The organism is SAR324 cluster bacterium, assembly GCA_029245725.1.
In the GTDB taxonomy this organism is placed as follows: Bacteria; SAR324; SAR324; order SAR324; family NAC60-12; genus JCVI-SCAAA005.
The window spans coordinates 1-15212 of sequence record JAQWOT010000235.1 but is presented as its reverse complement, the minus strand read 5'-3'; the positions used below and the strand labels follow the sequence as shown (position 1 = coordinate 15212).

The following is a 15212-nucleotide window of genomic DNA, read 5'->3' as shown; positions in this document are numbered from 1 at the left end:
ACACTAAACATTCTTAGACTTTTCTCTCAGATCAAGATCCCATAATTTTTGGTGACAACGCCCTTACTTTCATTTCATGAGGTGAATGCGATACTACAAATTGATTTTGGTTTTCTGCGGTTTTCTTACTCTCCTTGGGTTCTCTTGGTACGCACTTCATCAACGAGATCTGCCAATACAGAGTAACAGCAACTTAAATGTGGCAGAGGCATTGGGGGGTGGAGATGTATCTGGCTATGCACGTGCATTGGAGCCAAGGTCTTTTTCATTTCCCAGTGATCACGCTGATCATCCAGAATTTCGCAATGAGTGGTGGTATTTTACTGGGAATCTGCAGAGTGAAGTCGGGCATCCATTCGGTTTTCAAGTTACCTTGTTTCGAAATTCGCTGGTGCCAGAACTTCCAAAACAATCAGTTTCACCTTGGAGATCCAACCAGCTCTTTATGGGGCACTTAGCTCTTTCTGATATTCAGGAAGATCGCTTTTACCACGCTGAACGCTTTCAACGTGCTGCTTTGGGTTTGGCTGGAGTAGAAGCACAGCCTCTAAAAATTTGGTTAGATGATTGGGAGATCAAAGGAGTTGGTAACGATCCGATGAAATGGCAACTACTTGCTAAGACGGAAGAATTTGGAATCAATCTAGAAGTAACTCCAAGTAAGCCATTGGTACTTCAGGGAAATCAGGGACTGAGCCAGAAAGGGAAAGAACCGGGCAATGCCTCTTATTACTATTCTTTCACTCGAATGATTGCGAGTGGTGAAGTGACAACTCCTCAAGGAACTTTTGATGTTACTGGCTCAAGTTGGCTGGATCGTGAGTGGAGTACAAGTGTCCTTGAATCAAACCAAGTAGGCTGGGACTGGTTCGCATTGCAACTGAACGATGGGACAGATTTGATGTATTATCAACTGCGAGATAAAGAAGGAAAACCGGACAAACAAAGTTCAGGCAAATTGGTCAATCCAAATGGAGAAAGTCGAAATCTGAACTTTGAAGAAGTAGCCCTCCGGGTTGTTGAATTTTGGAAAAGCCCTAAGAGTGGAGCATCCTATCCCGCTGGGTGGACCTTGAAGCTAGCTTCTGAAAACCTTGATCTGGAAATTTTACCTAGAATGAGTGACCAGGAATTAGAAACTACGGTTTCCTATTGGGAAGGATCAGTTCGTGTGCAAGGCACTCAGAATGGACAACCCATACAAGGCATAGGGTACGTTGAGATGACAGGCTATGATCAATTCATGACCTCTGTGGATGGGCCGTAGATAAACTACCTCAAAATTTGAGAAAAATTTATTTTGAATAATGCTCTTCGACTTGAGAACTGGTGACCAAAAGCAACGCTTGTTTTTTTGTTAGCACTCAAATAATATGAGTGCTAACAATTAATGAATTATTGGAGAATTTTATGGATCCGCAAAAATTCACAGAAAAATCTTTGCTTGCCCTAGAGGCATCTCAGAATGAAGCGATTCGGAGGCAAAACACTCAGATTATCAGTATTCACCTTCTGCAAACACTGGTTGCTCAAGAAAATGGTCTGATTCCGCGATTGTTGGAGAAGATGGAAATTGTTTTACCCACTTTTCAGATGCAGCTCACAAAAAAGTTAGATGCGTTACCTACTCTCAGTGGATCCTCCGCAAAGCAAGTCAGTGGCTCAGGAGAACTAAATCAGGTCCTCGTCAATGCTGAAGAAGAATCTAAGAAGATGAAGGATTCCTTCATCAGCGTCGAGCATCTGCTGTTAGCTTTGGTGGGTGAGGGTAAGAAGGGTAGTGCCGGGAGCTTTTTGGCAGACTGTGGAATTACAAAGGAGAAAGTTCGTAAGACATTGGAAGAAGTTCGAGGCCATCAAAGGGTTAATTCACAAAACCCTGAAGAAACCTACCAAGCTTTAGAAAAATATGGGCAGGATCTCACCAAGCAAGCTCAGGAAGGCAAGCTGGATCCGGTGATTGGAAGAGATGATGAAATTCGTAGAGTTACCCAGGTTCTATCACGTCGCACAAAGAATAATCCTGTGCTAATTGGAGAACCTGGAGTTGGTAAAACTGCAATTGTGGAAGGTTTGGCCCAACGAATTGTTCGTAATGATGTTCCAGATAGCTTGAAAGATAAACGTATCGTATCCCTGGATATGGGAGCCTTGATTGCCGGTGCTAAGTATCGGGGTGAATTTGAAGAACGCCTGAAAGCTGTTCTTCAGGAAGTGCAAAAATCTGATGGTGAAATCATTCTGTTTATAGATGAATTACACACAGTAGTCGGAGCTGGGAAGACAGAAGGTGCTATGGATGCTGGTAATCTGCTGAAGCCGATGCTAGCCCGGGGTGAATTACATTGTATTGGGGCAACCACGCTGGATGAATACCGGAAAAATATCGAAAAAGACCCTGCGCTGGAACGTCGGTTTCAGCAAGTTTTGGTCGATCAACCAACCGTTGAAGACACTATTTCAATTTTGCGTGGTCTGAAAGAACGCTATGAAATTCACCACGGAGTCCGGATCAAGGACAACGCGCTAATTGCAGCAGCTACCCTTTCCAATCGCTATATTGCGGATAGGTTTCTGCCTGATAAAGCTATCGATCTGATGGATGAAGCTGCTGCAAAACTTAGAGTTGAGATCAACTCAATGCCAGCAGAGATGGATGAAATTTCGAGAAGAATTCTGCAACTCGAAATTGAAAAAGAAGCTTTGAAGAAAGAAGAGGATTCAGCCTCTATCCAGCGTCTCGAGGTTCTCAGTCGTGAGTTGGCAGATTTGCAGAACAAAATGGACACCCTAACGCTGCAATGGAGTAAGGAAAAAGAATCATTGCAATCCTTGAACGATTTTAAAAAGCAACTCGAGGAAACCCGACTTGCAATTGAACAGGCAAAGCGAAACTACAATTTGGAAGAAGCTGCCAAATTGGAATACGGAGTTTTGAGAGATCTGGATAATCAGCTTAGACAAGCCCAGATGGTTGCGGAGCAGCATCAGAACCAACTCTTACGTGAAGAAGTCAGCAGTGATGACATTGCTGAGATTGTGGCTCGATGGACTGGAATTCCTGTCAGTAGAATGCTGGAAAGTGAACATGAAAAATTGCTACGCCTTCCTGAACATTTACAACAGCGTGTAGTGGGACAGCATCAAGCGATTGAGACGGTTTCAGATGCGGTTTTGAGAGCACGTTCCGGAATCAATGACCCACAACGACCCCTCGGGAGTTTCATTTTTCTTGGGCCAACTGGAGTGGGTAAGACTGAACTGGCCCGCGCATTAGCAGAGTTTCTCTTTGATGATGAGCAAAGCATGGTGCGAATCGATATGTCTGAGTATATGGAAAAACATGCTGTGGCTCGACTGATCGGAGCTCCACCAGGCTATGTGGGCTACGAAGAAGGAGGTCAGTTGACCGAAGCGATTCGTCGGAGACCTTATAGTGTGATTCTCTTCGACGAGATTGAAAAGGCCCATTACGATGTCTTCAATATTTTACTACAGATTTTGGAGGATGGTCGACTGACAGACTCTCAGGGCAGGACCGTAGATTTTCGCAATGCACTTATTCTGATGACGTCCAATCTCGGTTCCACAAGGATCATGGAGCAGACCCTTAACAAAGTGGATTTCCAATCCATTCGACAGTCTGTCCTGGCCGAGTTGAACGGGCACTTCCGTCCTGAGTTCCTCAATCGGGTCGATGACACGATTGTATTTAATCCTCTGCAACAAGAAGATTTGCTGGAAATTGTGCAGATCCAGTTGAAGAGATTACAGAAGAGACTAGATGAGCGCAGAATTGAACTAGAGATGAGCCCAGACACAATGAAATTTCTGAGAGAAAAAGGATTTGATCCACTTTACGGAGCACGTCCGCTTAAACGAGCAATTCAGAAGGAACTGGAGACTCCCATGGCAAGAGCTTTTCTCTCAGGAACCATCAAAGATGGGCAGAAACTCAATGTTCAATTGAGAAATGGAAGAATCGAGTTCAAGCCTGTAGGCTAAATCTAATCACGCGGTATTTTTGTTGAAGCTTCAACGATTTTTTCAAGGATGAGCTGGCTGCTTTTGGATCTAACTTGCCAACCCTTTCCAATCTGCCAGCACCAGGGGGTACGTGGTGATTTTTTGACCTGTTTGGCTAAACCCTGCAATCGCTCAAAACTGGGATTAAGGTGATTCATTTTTAACCAGTGATGAAGAATCTCCCAACATACAAGGTCAGACAATCGGATTAATTCTAGGTTACGGATCTTTAGGACATCGGTGTCTTGGATACATACTTTTGTCCAGATATTTTCTCGTTCTGCTTGAAGGTGTTCCTGCAAAGCTAAGCTTTGTAGGGAGAGTTCTTGGAGCCTTTGTCCCAATGCTCCCCCAGCAACTTGTTGCAGTTTGGGGATCACCTCATGCCTCAGATAATTTCGAGTGTACTTGCTTTCGGCATTGCTTGGGTCCTCTTTCCAGATTTGAGCATACTGGAGGAGATAATTTCTGAGTTCGAGCTTTGTGAAGCCAAGGAGAGGACGGAGCCAGTGTCCTTGCTTCACCTTTATTCCCTGTAAATTGCTCAGGTGTGTTCCGCGCAAAATTCGATGTAAGAGAGTTTCTAATTGATCCTCCCTATGGTGGCCCTGCACAATGAAAGAAAGTTTCAGCAATTTACAGAGACATTCAGCTTCCTGACGTCGCCATTCTCTAGCGGCAGCTTGAAAACCACTGGGTAACTGCTTCAAGCCTGCGTGGATGCGTAGATGGATGGGAATTTGGAGCAATTTGGCCTGTTCACCAACAAAGACTGCATCATGGTGGGCTTCAGTTCGTACTCCGTGGTTGCAATGCAGAATGTGGAGATGAGAAGAAGGAATAATTTCTTTGAAGAGGTGTAGAAGTGCCATCGAGTCGCTTCCCCCACTAACACATATTAGGAAGCGGCTTTGAAGAGAGACTTCAGCTTTTGCTAGCGTGTCCCAGAGTTTCTGAGCAAGGGGAGAGCGACGCATCAACGGAGAATGGCTTCCAGAGATCGAGTTGCCTTGAGGGCCATCGGGTGGTTCGGATACTCTTCAATCAAGGCTTTCCAGATGGTATATTTGCGAGATTCATCCCGCATGTCTCCGAACGCCTGTCCTAGTGAGAAAAGAGCTGATGGTAAATGTTGGCTTTGTGGAAAAGTACGAACCAGTGTGCTCAGGTGAGAGGCGGCTTGTTCTGGATAACCACTTTGCAAAAAACCATTCCCCAAAACCATCAGCAAATCATCCTTACGATAATCGTTATTACCAGTCAACAGAGGTTGCAGTTGGTCAACAGCCCGGTTAATGTCTCCTGATTGTAGAGCGAGTAGTCCAATGACCAGTGGCTCACCACCAGATTTTTGGCTCGCTGGTACCGGTGTAAGCTTGGCTTGTTTCAGATCTCGCCTAAGATCATCGACCTCCCTCTGAAGTTGCTGAAGGCTCTCCGCAATCACCCGAATATCTCTCTGCACTTCATCAAGGTCTTCGACTGCAAGCGGAAGACGCTTTAATTCGCCTTGCGTCCTTGCTTGTTCAGCTGTCAATCCTTGAAGAGTCTTAAGAATCTTATCTTGCCGCTCCAAGTTTGCTTGCAGTTCTGCCACTTGAGCACCGAGATTCGATTGTGCTGAAACAAGTGAAGAATACCCAAGAAGTGACGCAAAAAGAAGAAGAATGATGAATACTTGTGGAGTTCGCTTCATATAAACCTACTTGCTCCATGCTGGAGCTGTTTCCGCAACCCCAGCTGGCTGATTGGTGACACGAATTGTGCGACCTCCATAAGCTGACATAAAATAAAGTTTGTGGACTCCTCCACGTCTTGAACTAAAGACGATTTGCTGTCCATTAGGTGACCAGTCAGGCTGCTCAGAATTGAAGGGGCCAAAGGTAAGTTGTTGAATCTGATCGGTGTCGAGGTTGTATTTAAAAATCTGAAAATATTTTTCTTGTTGGGCTTCAAAAAGCAACTGACGACCATTCGGGGACCATCGAGGCGCGGTGGAGTATTTACCTTGAAAAGGCAGGCTCTTTACCTCCCGACTTTCAATATCATAAAGGTAAATTCTGGGTTGTCGAAATCTCTGACGATCAGAGACAAAAGCTATTGTTTGACCGTCGGGTGACCATGCTGGAGAGGTTTCCAGGCTTGGCCACTTGACTAGAGGAAACATCTCACCAGTTTTTAACTGATACCGGAAGATGTCCGCATTCCCTTCTTTCATTACGGTAACCAGGATCTCTTCTCCATCAGGCCCCCAGGATCCTCCCATCGGTTGAATTTCTCTTGGGAATCGCAGCAGTCTAGCCCGGGGACGATCAACCGGTTGCAGAGCTAATTCTGTAGAGGTCGTTGTAAAGTGGGTGTAAAGAAGGATTTGGCCATCTGGTGACCAATGTGCGAGGTTTGAAGCTCCTAATTCATAAGAGAATCTTTCATCCACTTTACCATCAAAGTCGATAAGGCGAATCTGCTTATTACTTCCTAGTGGCTTTGCAGTGTAGGCAATCTGGCTTTGACCTAAACCAGGAACATTAAGAACTTCCTGAATCATTTGGTCAGAGAGTTCGCGAGCAGCTTGCTGCAGATCACTTTTCTTGATGCTGATCTCAAAATTTTTGCGAATGCGTTGTTCTTTAAGATCTTTTAGAATCCCCTGCACTGTTTGGTGCTGATTACTCAGTTGCAAATCCCAAATGAAGGCAAGCTCGCTGGCAGCTGCAACTACAGGATCAACTACACTAAAGAATAGAGTCCGCTCAAGATTCTCTCTAATCGCATTATAAAGGTTTTTGCTGTTTACTCCGGGAGGGTTGGTCACCAAGGCAACCTGTAATGGCCGAAACCTTGGGCTATTTACATCAAAATAGTCCACTCCATGTGAATTCCCTGAGATACCAGATAAAGTTAAGAAAAGCAGGATACTGCGAAGGATCATCATGATCAGAATTGAAACTGCTTTGGACTGAAGCGAATGCCAAATTCATAAATAGGCAGCGTGTATGAATCTGGAAGAGGTGGAAACATCCGCAAGTCACGAATCAGAGTAAGTACTGAATTATCGAGAGCTTTGTTACCGGAGAGATCTTCCACTCGATATTTCATGACTTTTCCGTTGGGCTGCACCGTAAAACGCACTACTACCGTCAAATTGCTGTCAACCAGGTGAAAGGGAACATCCCATAGGGCCAGAATAACATTGTTGATTTGCGCAGAGTAGGCCAAAGCCTCCTGGTCATTCAATTGCTCGCTTGTTGGAGCAGCCTGCATTGCTAACATTAGGGTTGGAGCACCGATAGGAACTAACTCTGTACCAGCCAGTAATTCAAAGAGATTGGTTTCAATGAGCTTGGGTAAAGAGGTAACAGGAGGTGCTTTGGCTGGAAGTTGGGAAGCGGATGAAATGATTGCAGCTAATTTTTTATTATTTTGCAATAAGTTGGAACCACTTCTGGTAACAATTTTGGGTAAATTCTTTGTTATGGCTGGGGATGAACTTTTACTAATCTGTTTTTGTACAGGAAGTTCCGTGAGTGAAGGCTGAACGGAAGTTTTGGTTGTGTCAGTTTTTTCTTCAGATAATCGCTTAGTTGCTGTCTGGGACTCAAAATTCTGAGGTTTGTCCAATATCTCTTCCATTTTTTTGTTAGCCTTTGCCAAGCTGTTATCTTGTGGTTTGGGGGGGGGGGCTTCGGGCCTTTTTTATCTTCTTTAGTTTCCTTGACCGTGCTTTTCTTGGATTCCTTAGTCTTTGTTTTTTTCTTAGGTTGCTCCTTGGACAAGGGACGCTTGGGCTGACTTTTTCCAAGTTCGGGGATTGAATTAAGTGACAAGAGAGGAACGATGGTTCTGCGATTACTGCCAGAAGCTGGTTGAGTCCCTATGAGCAATATTAAGAATCCAACATGAAGTAGGATAGATACAAATAATGGCCAGCGATATGGTCGTAACCAGCGAAGAGATCTCATGTTCTAAAATACTTTTGCCTTCATTAAAGTGTTACCAAGATAGGCGAGAAGATAGATTATGAAAAAAGTAGTTTGAATCATTAAAAATCAATTTAGCCTGACGGACAGACTCTCTAATGATAATCTTATCACCCAATTTCAATGGAATTTTTTCACCACCGTCAGCAGCTAGGAAAATGTCCGTCTCACGAGTTTCCTTGCTGACTTCCAAGCAAACTAGGGAATCATGAGTCACGACCAGAGGGCGAGAACGGAAATCATATTCATTCAAACCAGTGATGATCATACAGCGCAATTCAGGCATGACGATCGGAGAACCAGCAGCCATCAAATACGCTGTACTCCCAGTTGCTGTCCCAACGATGACTCCATCCCCACGGATTCTTCGGATGCCTTTTTGATTGATTGATAGATCGACCGTTAGCATTCGAGTTGTACCTTTCAGGACAATCTCATTGACGGCATGCAGTTGACCATTTGGGTGCTCACAACAAATCATGGATCGATGGCTGATTACATACTGACCGCTCAGCACCTGCTGCAGAGCAGTCCCCAAGTCCCCGCGATTGCTCGCAGTGAGAAATCCAACATTGCCAAAGTTGATGGCTAAAACAGGACAATTTGGAAAGTGACTGAGTGCATAGAGTACTGTCCCGTCGCCACCAACAGTGATTAGCATATCCAGTGGTATGGGTGCATCTGAATCCCAACCAAGTAAATGGGCCTGAATATCGGTTGCATTCAAGATTTCGCAGATCTGCAGACCAATCTCTTCTTGTTGGATAGAGTCGCTCAACAGGACGCCAACGTTTCCAAGATCGAGAGGATAAGATTGAGGGATGTGTTTCATGCTGAGGCTATTCTCTCGGCTAATTGATATCCGATGTCTGGGCCTTGCATTGCGGGGTGTCGTACCTTGCAGTTCGATGACAAGTATGAAAGCATCAAAGTATTAAAAAAACGCTGGAATAATTCATTTATCTGCTAAGATAACTACTTTAGTTAAGATCCGTTTGCGCCAAAAAAATTGCAAACCCAAAATGGATCCTAATTCTTTACAGTTCTAAATGTTAATGGAGATGAAACGGTGAATTCAATGATTCGTAGTTTGGGAATATGGCTGATAATCGGTCTGGTGATGATGATTCTTTTCAACATGATGGGTTCTCGCTCTGGAAACGAACAGAGAATTTCTTTTACGGAATTCATGGATAAGGTAGAGACGGGGTCTGTCTTGGAAGTCGTTGCTCAAGGTAACAATGTAATCGGCATTACAGACGGTAACCAACGCTTCCAAACACAGGTTCCTGATTATCCTGGCTTGTACCAAAATCTTCGTGAGAACAGTGTTAGAATTCGAGTGAGTCCTCCAGAGCGCGGTAACGTGTTTCTGGCAATTCTGAATAGTTGGTTCCCAATGCTGTTAATTATTGGGATTTGGATCTTTTTCATGAGACAGATGCAAGGTGGAGGCAATCGCGCAATGAGTTTTGGAAAGATCCGAACTCAAGTAACGGAGAAGAAGGATAATCCGATTACTTTTTCGGATGTTCAGGGAATCGATGAAGCCCGAGATGAGTTGGGAGAAATCGTTGATTTTCTATCAGATCCAGATAAGTTTCGGGATCTTGGTGGGGAAATTCCAAGAGGTGTACTTTTGATGGGAGATCCCGGGACTGGAAAAACGTTATTAGCGAAAGCAATCGCTGGCGAAGCCGGTGTCCCCTTCTTCAGTATCAGTGGCTCCGATTTTGTGGAAATGTTTGTCGGTGTTGGTGCGAGTCGTGTTCGCGATCTTTTCGAGCAGGGGAAAAAGAATGCGCCATGCATCATTTTCATAGATGAGATCGATGCAGTAGGAAGAGCTCGGGGTGCAGGGCTCGGAGGAGGTAATGATGAGAGAGAGCAAACCCTCAACCAACTCCTTGTTGAAATGGATGGCTTTGCTCCAAATGAGGGAATTATTGTAATAGCAGCAACAAACCGACCGGATGTGCTGGACCCAGCACTAATGAGGCCTGGTCGTTTTGACAGACATGTGGTTGTTCCAACTCCAGATTTGCGTGGCCGTGAAAGCATTCTCAAAGTTCACACTAAGCAAATACCCCTATCTTCAGACACTGACCTGCAATCCATCGCACGTGGGACACCTGGATTTACGGGAGCAGATCTAGCTAATCTCGCAAACGAAGCGGCTTTGTGGGCAGCTCGCAATGACAAACCTCAAGTTGATACAGGCGATTTCGAATACGCTAAAGACAAGGTTTTGATGGGTGCTGAGCGGCGTAGCCTTTTAATTACCGATGATGAAAAGCGTACGACAGCTTACCATGAAGCTGGCCATGCAATTGTGGCAGCTGCAATTCCTGAAGTGGATCCTGTTCACAAGGTTACTATTATTCCAAGAGGACGAGCGCTGGGGCTGACCCAACTCTTACCATCCGAAGATCATCATAGCTACTCAAAGAAAAAATTGGTTGGACAACTAGCTATGATCATGGGAGGCAGAGCAGCAGAGCATCTAGTTTTTAATCGCTTCACAACCGGGGCTTCTGACGATCTAAAAAAAGCTACTGAGATTGCCCGAAAAATGGTTTGCCAATGGGGAATGAGTGAAGAACTCGGACCGTTGACTTATTCCGAGGAGCGCAACGCTTATCTCGGGCGGGATATGCTCCAGCACAAGTGGTTTAGCAATGCGTCTGTCAAGATGATCGACACAGAAATACGGGGCCTGCTGCATGATTCCTATCAAAGAGCCTTCAACCTGCTGGAAACAAATCGACGAGTGCTAGACTACTTGGCAGAACAACTAATTGAGACCGAAACGATCGATGGGAATCTAGTTCGTGAAACTCTAAAAAACCCACCTGCCATCAACTGACCGAGGAAAGCTTACCAAATGGATTTTTGGAGTCTGGTACCACTTCGTTGGCAGGATCTGATTGATATCCTACTGCTTTCCATCCTCTTCTATCGCATTCTACTTCTGATAAAGGGCACGAGGACTATCCCGATGTTGATGGGGATGATCATCCTGCTGGTGCTCTATTTGGTGGCTAGGTTTCTCCAGCTTGATGCTACCGGTTTGCTGATGGATAACTTGGCAAATTCATTGGTACTGGTGCTAGTTGTTTTGTTTCAAGCAGATATCCGGAACGCACTGGCTCAGTTTGGGTTAATTACTCTTTTTCGGGATAACCGAGCTCAACAGCAAGATGTTGCAGAAAGAGTTCTTGCAGCCTGTCGGACCATGGCTAGACGTAAGATTGGAGCTTTGGTTGTTTTTGAAAAGGAAGTGGGGCTCCGGAATTTTACTGACCGTGGGACTCCAATTAATGGTCTTGTCAGCGAAAGCCTTTTACTGAGTATCTTCCATCCAACATCGCCGTTGCACGACGGTGCCGTGATATTGGGTCGCAAGGGGGACCTGGTCGCAGCTAAGTGCATCTTGCCAGTCTCTATGAATCAAAATCTCTCAACAATGTTGGGCACACGACATAGAGCAGCTTTGGGTTTGACAGAAGAAACTGACGCTGTGGTCTTGATTGTCTCAGAGGAACGGAAGGAGATTAGCCTTGGTTTTCAAGGTCAGCTTATGAGAGAAAGTGAGGTAGACTTAAAGCAAATGCTATTCAGCTTGCTCAGTGGCAAGACATCCTCAATCAAAACAAAGAAATTATCTGCTGAAGAAGATATTCTCCTTGACGACAGTCTCTCCATTGGTCGAACAGAAGAATCATCACCGAATTCCGCAGCTTCTTCATAACCAAGTTCGATTCCAAGTTGGCATGCGGAACAATCTGCCTTTCAAGGTCCTCGCGATTGTACTAGCCTTAACTGTTTGGTTCCTCGCTAAACAAGAGGAAAAACCGGTTCAAGTCAGCTTTTTCGCTCCCATCATCTTCACGAATCTGCCACCAATGCTACAGGTGTCAGTGAACCCAACCCAAGTCAATGTCGCTGCCATGGTAAGCCAGCGCCGAAGTAGCTCTCTGAATCCTGCGGAAATCCGGATGCTACTCGACCTGGAAACAGCGCGTCCTGGAACTTATACATTTCCTGTTGAAGCAGATAATCTACAAACCCCTGTCCCACTGGATATTGAGAGAATTGCACCTAATCAGGTAGAGTTAGTAATTGAAGAGTTGATCGAAAAAGAGCTTCCTCTTCAAGCACGCTACAGTGGACAACTGGGTGCGGGCTATCTTTTGGAGCAGATTGAGATTGTTCCCCCAACTGCTAAAATTCGTGGCCCTAAACGCCTGCTGGATCCACTCTCGCAGTTGATGACCAGAGAGATTGATCTGAATAATCTAGACAGTTCCATCGACATGTTGGTCAAAATTGATTTGCCTTCTCAAGAATTTCAGATCGTGAATCAGGGGATTGATTATTACAGTGCGAAGATCACGTTGGGAGCTTTACCCGTCAAGAAACGCTTTGACAATGTACCTATATACTTTAGAAATTCCGAATATGTTTCACTAATTAATCCGAGTACCTTCAACTTGTTTCTCGAAGGTCCACCTGAAGTAGTGAATTCGCTCAATAGCAGTGACGTATACGGGACATTAGACTTGCTTGAGTATGTTCCGGGCAGCTATCAAATCACGCCTAAACCAGTTGTTCCAAGGCAAGTTAGCGTATTGCAGCAGTGGCCAATTATCTCTCTGTGGGTCAAGTCAACTCCACTTTCTGACTCCGAAAAACAGGAAAATCAACGCTTGGTTGAAGGACTGACAACTCCAAATCCCTCTTCTACTGAACCCTGAAAGGATTTTATGATCTCTTTGCATGTGAATGTGGATCATGTCGCTACTGTGAGGCAGGCTCGACGTGCCTCTGAACCAGACCCCGTAACTGCGGCTGGCTTGGCTGAAGTTGCTGGTGCAAACGGCATTACCGTTCATTTACGCGAAGATCGGCGTCACATTCAGGATCGGGATGTTCGTGTTTTGAGAGAGACTGTTCAGACTGTTCTAAATTTAGAAATGGCAAAAACTGCAGAAATGCTGAAGTTTGCAATTGAAATCCAGCCTGAAGTAGTAACTCTAGTACCTGAAAAGCGAGAGGAAGTAACTACTGAAGGTGGTTTGGATGTCGTTGGTGGAGGAGATGATTTTAGGAAAGCGATTGGTGAGCTACGAGAAAATGGGATGAGGGTGAGCTTGTTCATAAGTCCTGACATGGAGCAAATTCAAAGCAGTGCTAAATTTGGAGCAACAGATATTGAGTTGCACACTGGCCCATATGCGCATGCTAAAGCAAATACTAAAGTTCTTTCTGAAGCCTACCAAAAACTAGAAAATGCTGCTTTGGAAGCTCATCGACTCGGGATGCAAGTGAATGCGGGTCATGGGTTGACTTACCAGAATACTCAGGAGATCTGTCATCTTCCACATCTAAGGGAATTGAATATTGGTCATAGTATTGTCAGTAGGGCCATTATTGTTGGCTTTGAGCAAGCGGTTCGAGAGATGAGGGATTTGATCAATCACCAGGAACTTAGACTAGTTAGTGGGGCCTTGGGAACCTCATGAAAGACATTATCATTGAGTATTCGCCACACGAGATTCGGGTTGCAACTCTAGAGGGGGATGCATTAACCGAACTTTATCATGAGAGACCTCAAGAGCGGCGGCTTGTTGGGAATATTTATAAAGGGCGGGTGGCAAAAGTCTTACCAGGAATGGAATCCGCTTTCGTTGATATTTGCGAAGAAAGATCGGCATTTTTCTATATTGACGACATTCTCCCAGAAAGCCTGGAAAGTGATGTAACCAAAGCATCTGATGGGAAAATCCCTATCGATCAACTTTTATCCGAAGGTCAGGACGTTATTGTCCAAGTTTCTAAGGGTCCTATCAGTACAAAGGGGGCTCGTATTACAAGCCATATTTCCTTACCTGGTCGGAATTTGGTTTATATGCCTTTTTCTAACACCGTTGGGGTATCAAGGCAGATTACTGATGATTCAGAGCGAGTTCGGTTGAGGGATATTGTCTCAAGGCTCAGGCCACAAAATGCAGGCTTCATCATTAGAACAGTTGCAGAGGGAAGATCGGAAGAAGATCTTCATTTGGATATTAATTTTCTGGTTTCACTCTGGGATGGAGTCCTGCAAAGGGCTGAGAAAAGTTCTTCACCGAGTCTTTTGCATACAGACCTGAACGTAGTTTATAGAACGCTTAGAGACTCCCTCTCAAAAGAGGTTCGCAAATTGGTTGTGAATGAACTGGAGGAGTACCGACAAATCCGTCAGTTTGTAAAATCATACCTTCCCAAATATTATTCATTAATTGAGTATTATGGTGCTTCTCAGCCAATTTTTGACCATTTTGGGGTTGAAAATGAGATTGAACGAGCACTTGGCCAGAAAGTTTGGCTTCCCTCGGGCGGTTCGCTCATCATCGATCAAACAGAGGCTCTCACAGCTATTGATGTCAACACGGGTAGATTTGTTGGAAAAGAGAGCCATGAACAGACAATTTTGCGAACAAATCTGGAAGCTGTTGAAGAGATTGTTCATCAACTACAATTACGCAATATAGGTGGGATCATCATCATTGATCTCATTGACATGGAGCAGCCTCAACATCGCCAGGAGGTTTATCAGGTACTGAAAGATCAACTAAGAAATGATAAGGCTCGCAGTAAAATTCTCCAAATTAGTGAGATGGGCCTTGTCGAGATGACGCGTAAGCGTGATCGGGAAAGTCTGATGCGATATCTTTGTGATCCTTGTCCTTATTGTGCTGGGAGCGGGCACATCAAATCTGTGAATACTGTCTTAGCAGAAATTTTCAGAGAATTGAAAAGAGTCTGTCAGGATAAGCGTAGGGGATCCGTTACAGTTTACGTGCATCCAGACATCGAAATGAGCATGAGGGAAGACGAGCATTTCAATTTAAAAGATATTGAAGAAGCAGTCGGTGTTCCATTGAGCATAAAGGCTTCCGATGGTCTGCATCATGAGCAGTATGAGATTTATGACTACTGAAGCCCAAAGACTTGCGGAGCAGAATCTTAAAAGTTTATCAGACAATGATTACCCAGGCCGCGGAGTTGTATTGGGCCGTTTTGACAAAAACCATTGGGGTGGGCTTTACTGGATCATGGGGCGGAGTGCAAACAGTCGTAACCGGTGTTTGCGGTATGAGAATGAAATTTTACGAACTGAGCCTGCTGATCCTGCATTGGTCGAAGACCCCTCACTCATTC

The 15212-nt window shown here is 44.8% G+C and carries 13 protein-coding genes; 8 read left to right on the top strand and 5 right to left on the bottom strand.

Annotated elements, in window-relative coordinates; all coding sequences use genetic code 11:
* Positions 1-85: 85 nt before the first annotated feature.
* A complete protein-coding gene (locus P8O70_13255; protein ID MDG2197827.1) occupies positions 86-1267 on the top strand; it encodes a lipocalin-like domain-containing protein in 1182 nt (393 codons plus the stop codon).
* A gap of 143 nt (positions 1268-1410) precedes the next feature.
* Positions 1411-4005 (top strand): ATP-dependent chaperone ClpB, encoded by a 2595-nt coding sequence (gene clpB / locus P8O70_13250; protein ID MDG2197826.1) that lies wholly within the window; start codon positions 1411-1413, stop codon positions 4003-4005.
* Positions 4006-4007: 2 nt separating this feature from the next.
* On the opposite strand, the gene tilS is transcribed toward clpB, so the two are convergent.
* The 5 genes from tilS to P8O70_13225 all read right to left on the bottom strand — a co-directional run bounded on the left by tilS (position 4008) and on the right by P8O70_13225 (position 8838).
* Entirely contained in the window at positions 4008-5003 is a 996-nt protein-coding gene (gene tilS / locus P8O70_13245; GenBank protein ID MDG2197825.1) for a tRNA lysidine(34) synthetase TilS, read from the bottom strand.
* Positions 5003-5722, bottom strand: a complete 720-nt coding sequence (locus P8O70_13240; protein ID MDG2197824.1) for a hypothetical protein — start codon at positions 5720-5722, stop codon at positions 5003-5005. The genes tilS and P8O70_13240 overlap by 1 nt, the downstream gene beginning before the upstream one ends.
* Before the next feature lie 6 nt (positions 5723-5728).
* A complete protein-coding gene (locus P8O70_13235) occupies positions 5729-6961 on the bottom strand; it encodes a hypothetical protein (protein MDG2197823.1) in 1233 nt (410 codons plus the stop codon).
* 2 nt (positions 6962-6963) lie between these two features.
* Positions 6964-7647, bottom strand: coding sequence for an energy transducer TonB (locus P8O70_13230; protein MDG2197822.1), 684 nt, complete (start codon positions 7645-7647; stop codon positions 6964-6966).
* A 372-nt stretch (positions 7648-8019) separates the two neighbouring features.
* Entirely contained in the window at positions 8020-8838 is an 819-nt protein-coding gene (locus tag P8O70_13225; GenBank protein MDG2197821.1) for an NAD(+)/NADH kinase, read from the bottom strand.
* 237 nt (positions 8839-9075) lie between these two features.
* Between P8O70_13225 and ftsH the strand changes: the two genes are divergently transcribed.
* From ftsH to P8O70_13195, 6 genes are all read left to right on the top strand, one after another.
* Positions 9076-10872 (top strand): ATP-dependent zinc metalloprotease FtsH, encoded by a 1797-nt coding sequence (gene ftsH / locus P8O70_13220; protein ID MDG2197820.1) that lies wholly within the window; start codon positions 9076-9078, stop codon positions 10870-10872.
* Positions 10873-10890: 18 nt separating this feature from the next.
* Positions 10891-11757 (top strand): diadenylate cyclase CdaA, encoded by an 867-nt coding sequence (cdaA, locus tag P8O70_13215; protein MDG2197819.1) that lies wholly within the window; start codon positions 10891-10893, stop codon positions 11755-11757.
* Positions 11693-12763 carry a CdaR family protein gene (locus tag P8O70_13210; GenBank protein MDG2197818.1) on the top strand — a complete coding sequence of 357 codons (1071 nt, stop codon included), beginning with the start codon at positions 11693-11695 and terminating at the stop codon, positions 12761-12763. The genes cdaA and P8O70_13210 overlap by 65 nt, the downstream gene beginning before the upstream one ends.
* Before the next feature lie 9 nt (positions 12764-12772).
* Positions 12773-13531, top strand: coding sequence for a pyridoxine 5'-phosphate synthase (locus P8O70_13205; protein ID MDG2197817.1), 759 nt, complete (start codon positions 12773-12775; stop codon positions 13529-13531).
* Positions 13528-14991 (top strand): Rne/Rng family ribonuclease, encoded by a 1464-nt coding sequence (locus P8O70_13200; GenBank protein MDG2197816.1) that lies wholly within the window; start codon positions 13528-13530, stop codon positions 14989-14991. The genes P8O70_13205 and P8O70_13200 overlap by 4 nt, the downstream gene beginning before the upstream one ends.
* The coding region (locus P8O70_13195) for an IMP cyclohydrolase (protein ID MDG2197815.1) at positions 14981-15212 on the top strand (232 nt) is incomplete at its 3' end. The genes P8O70_13200 and P8O70_13195, both read left to right, overlap by 11 nt.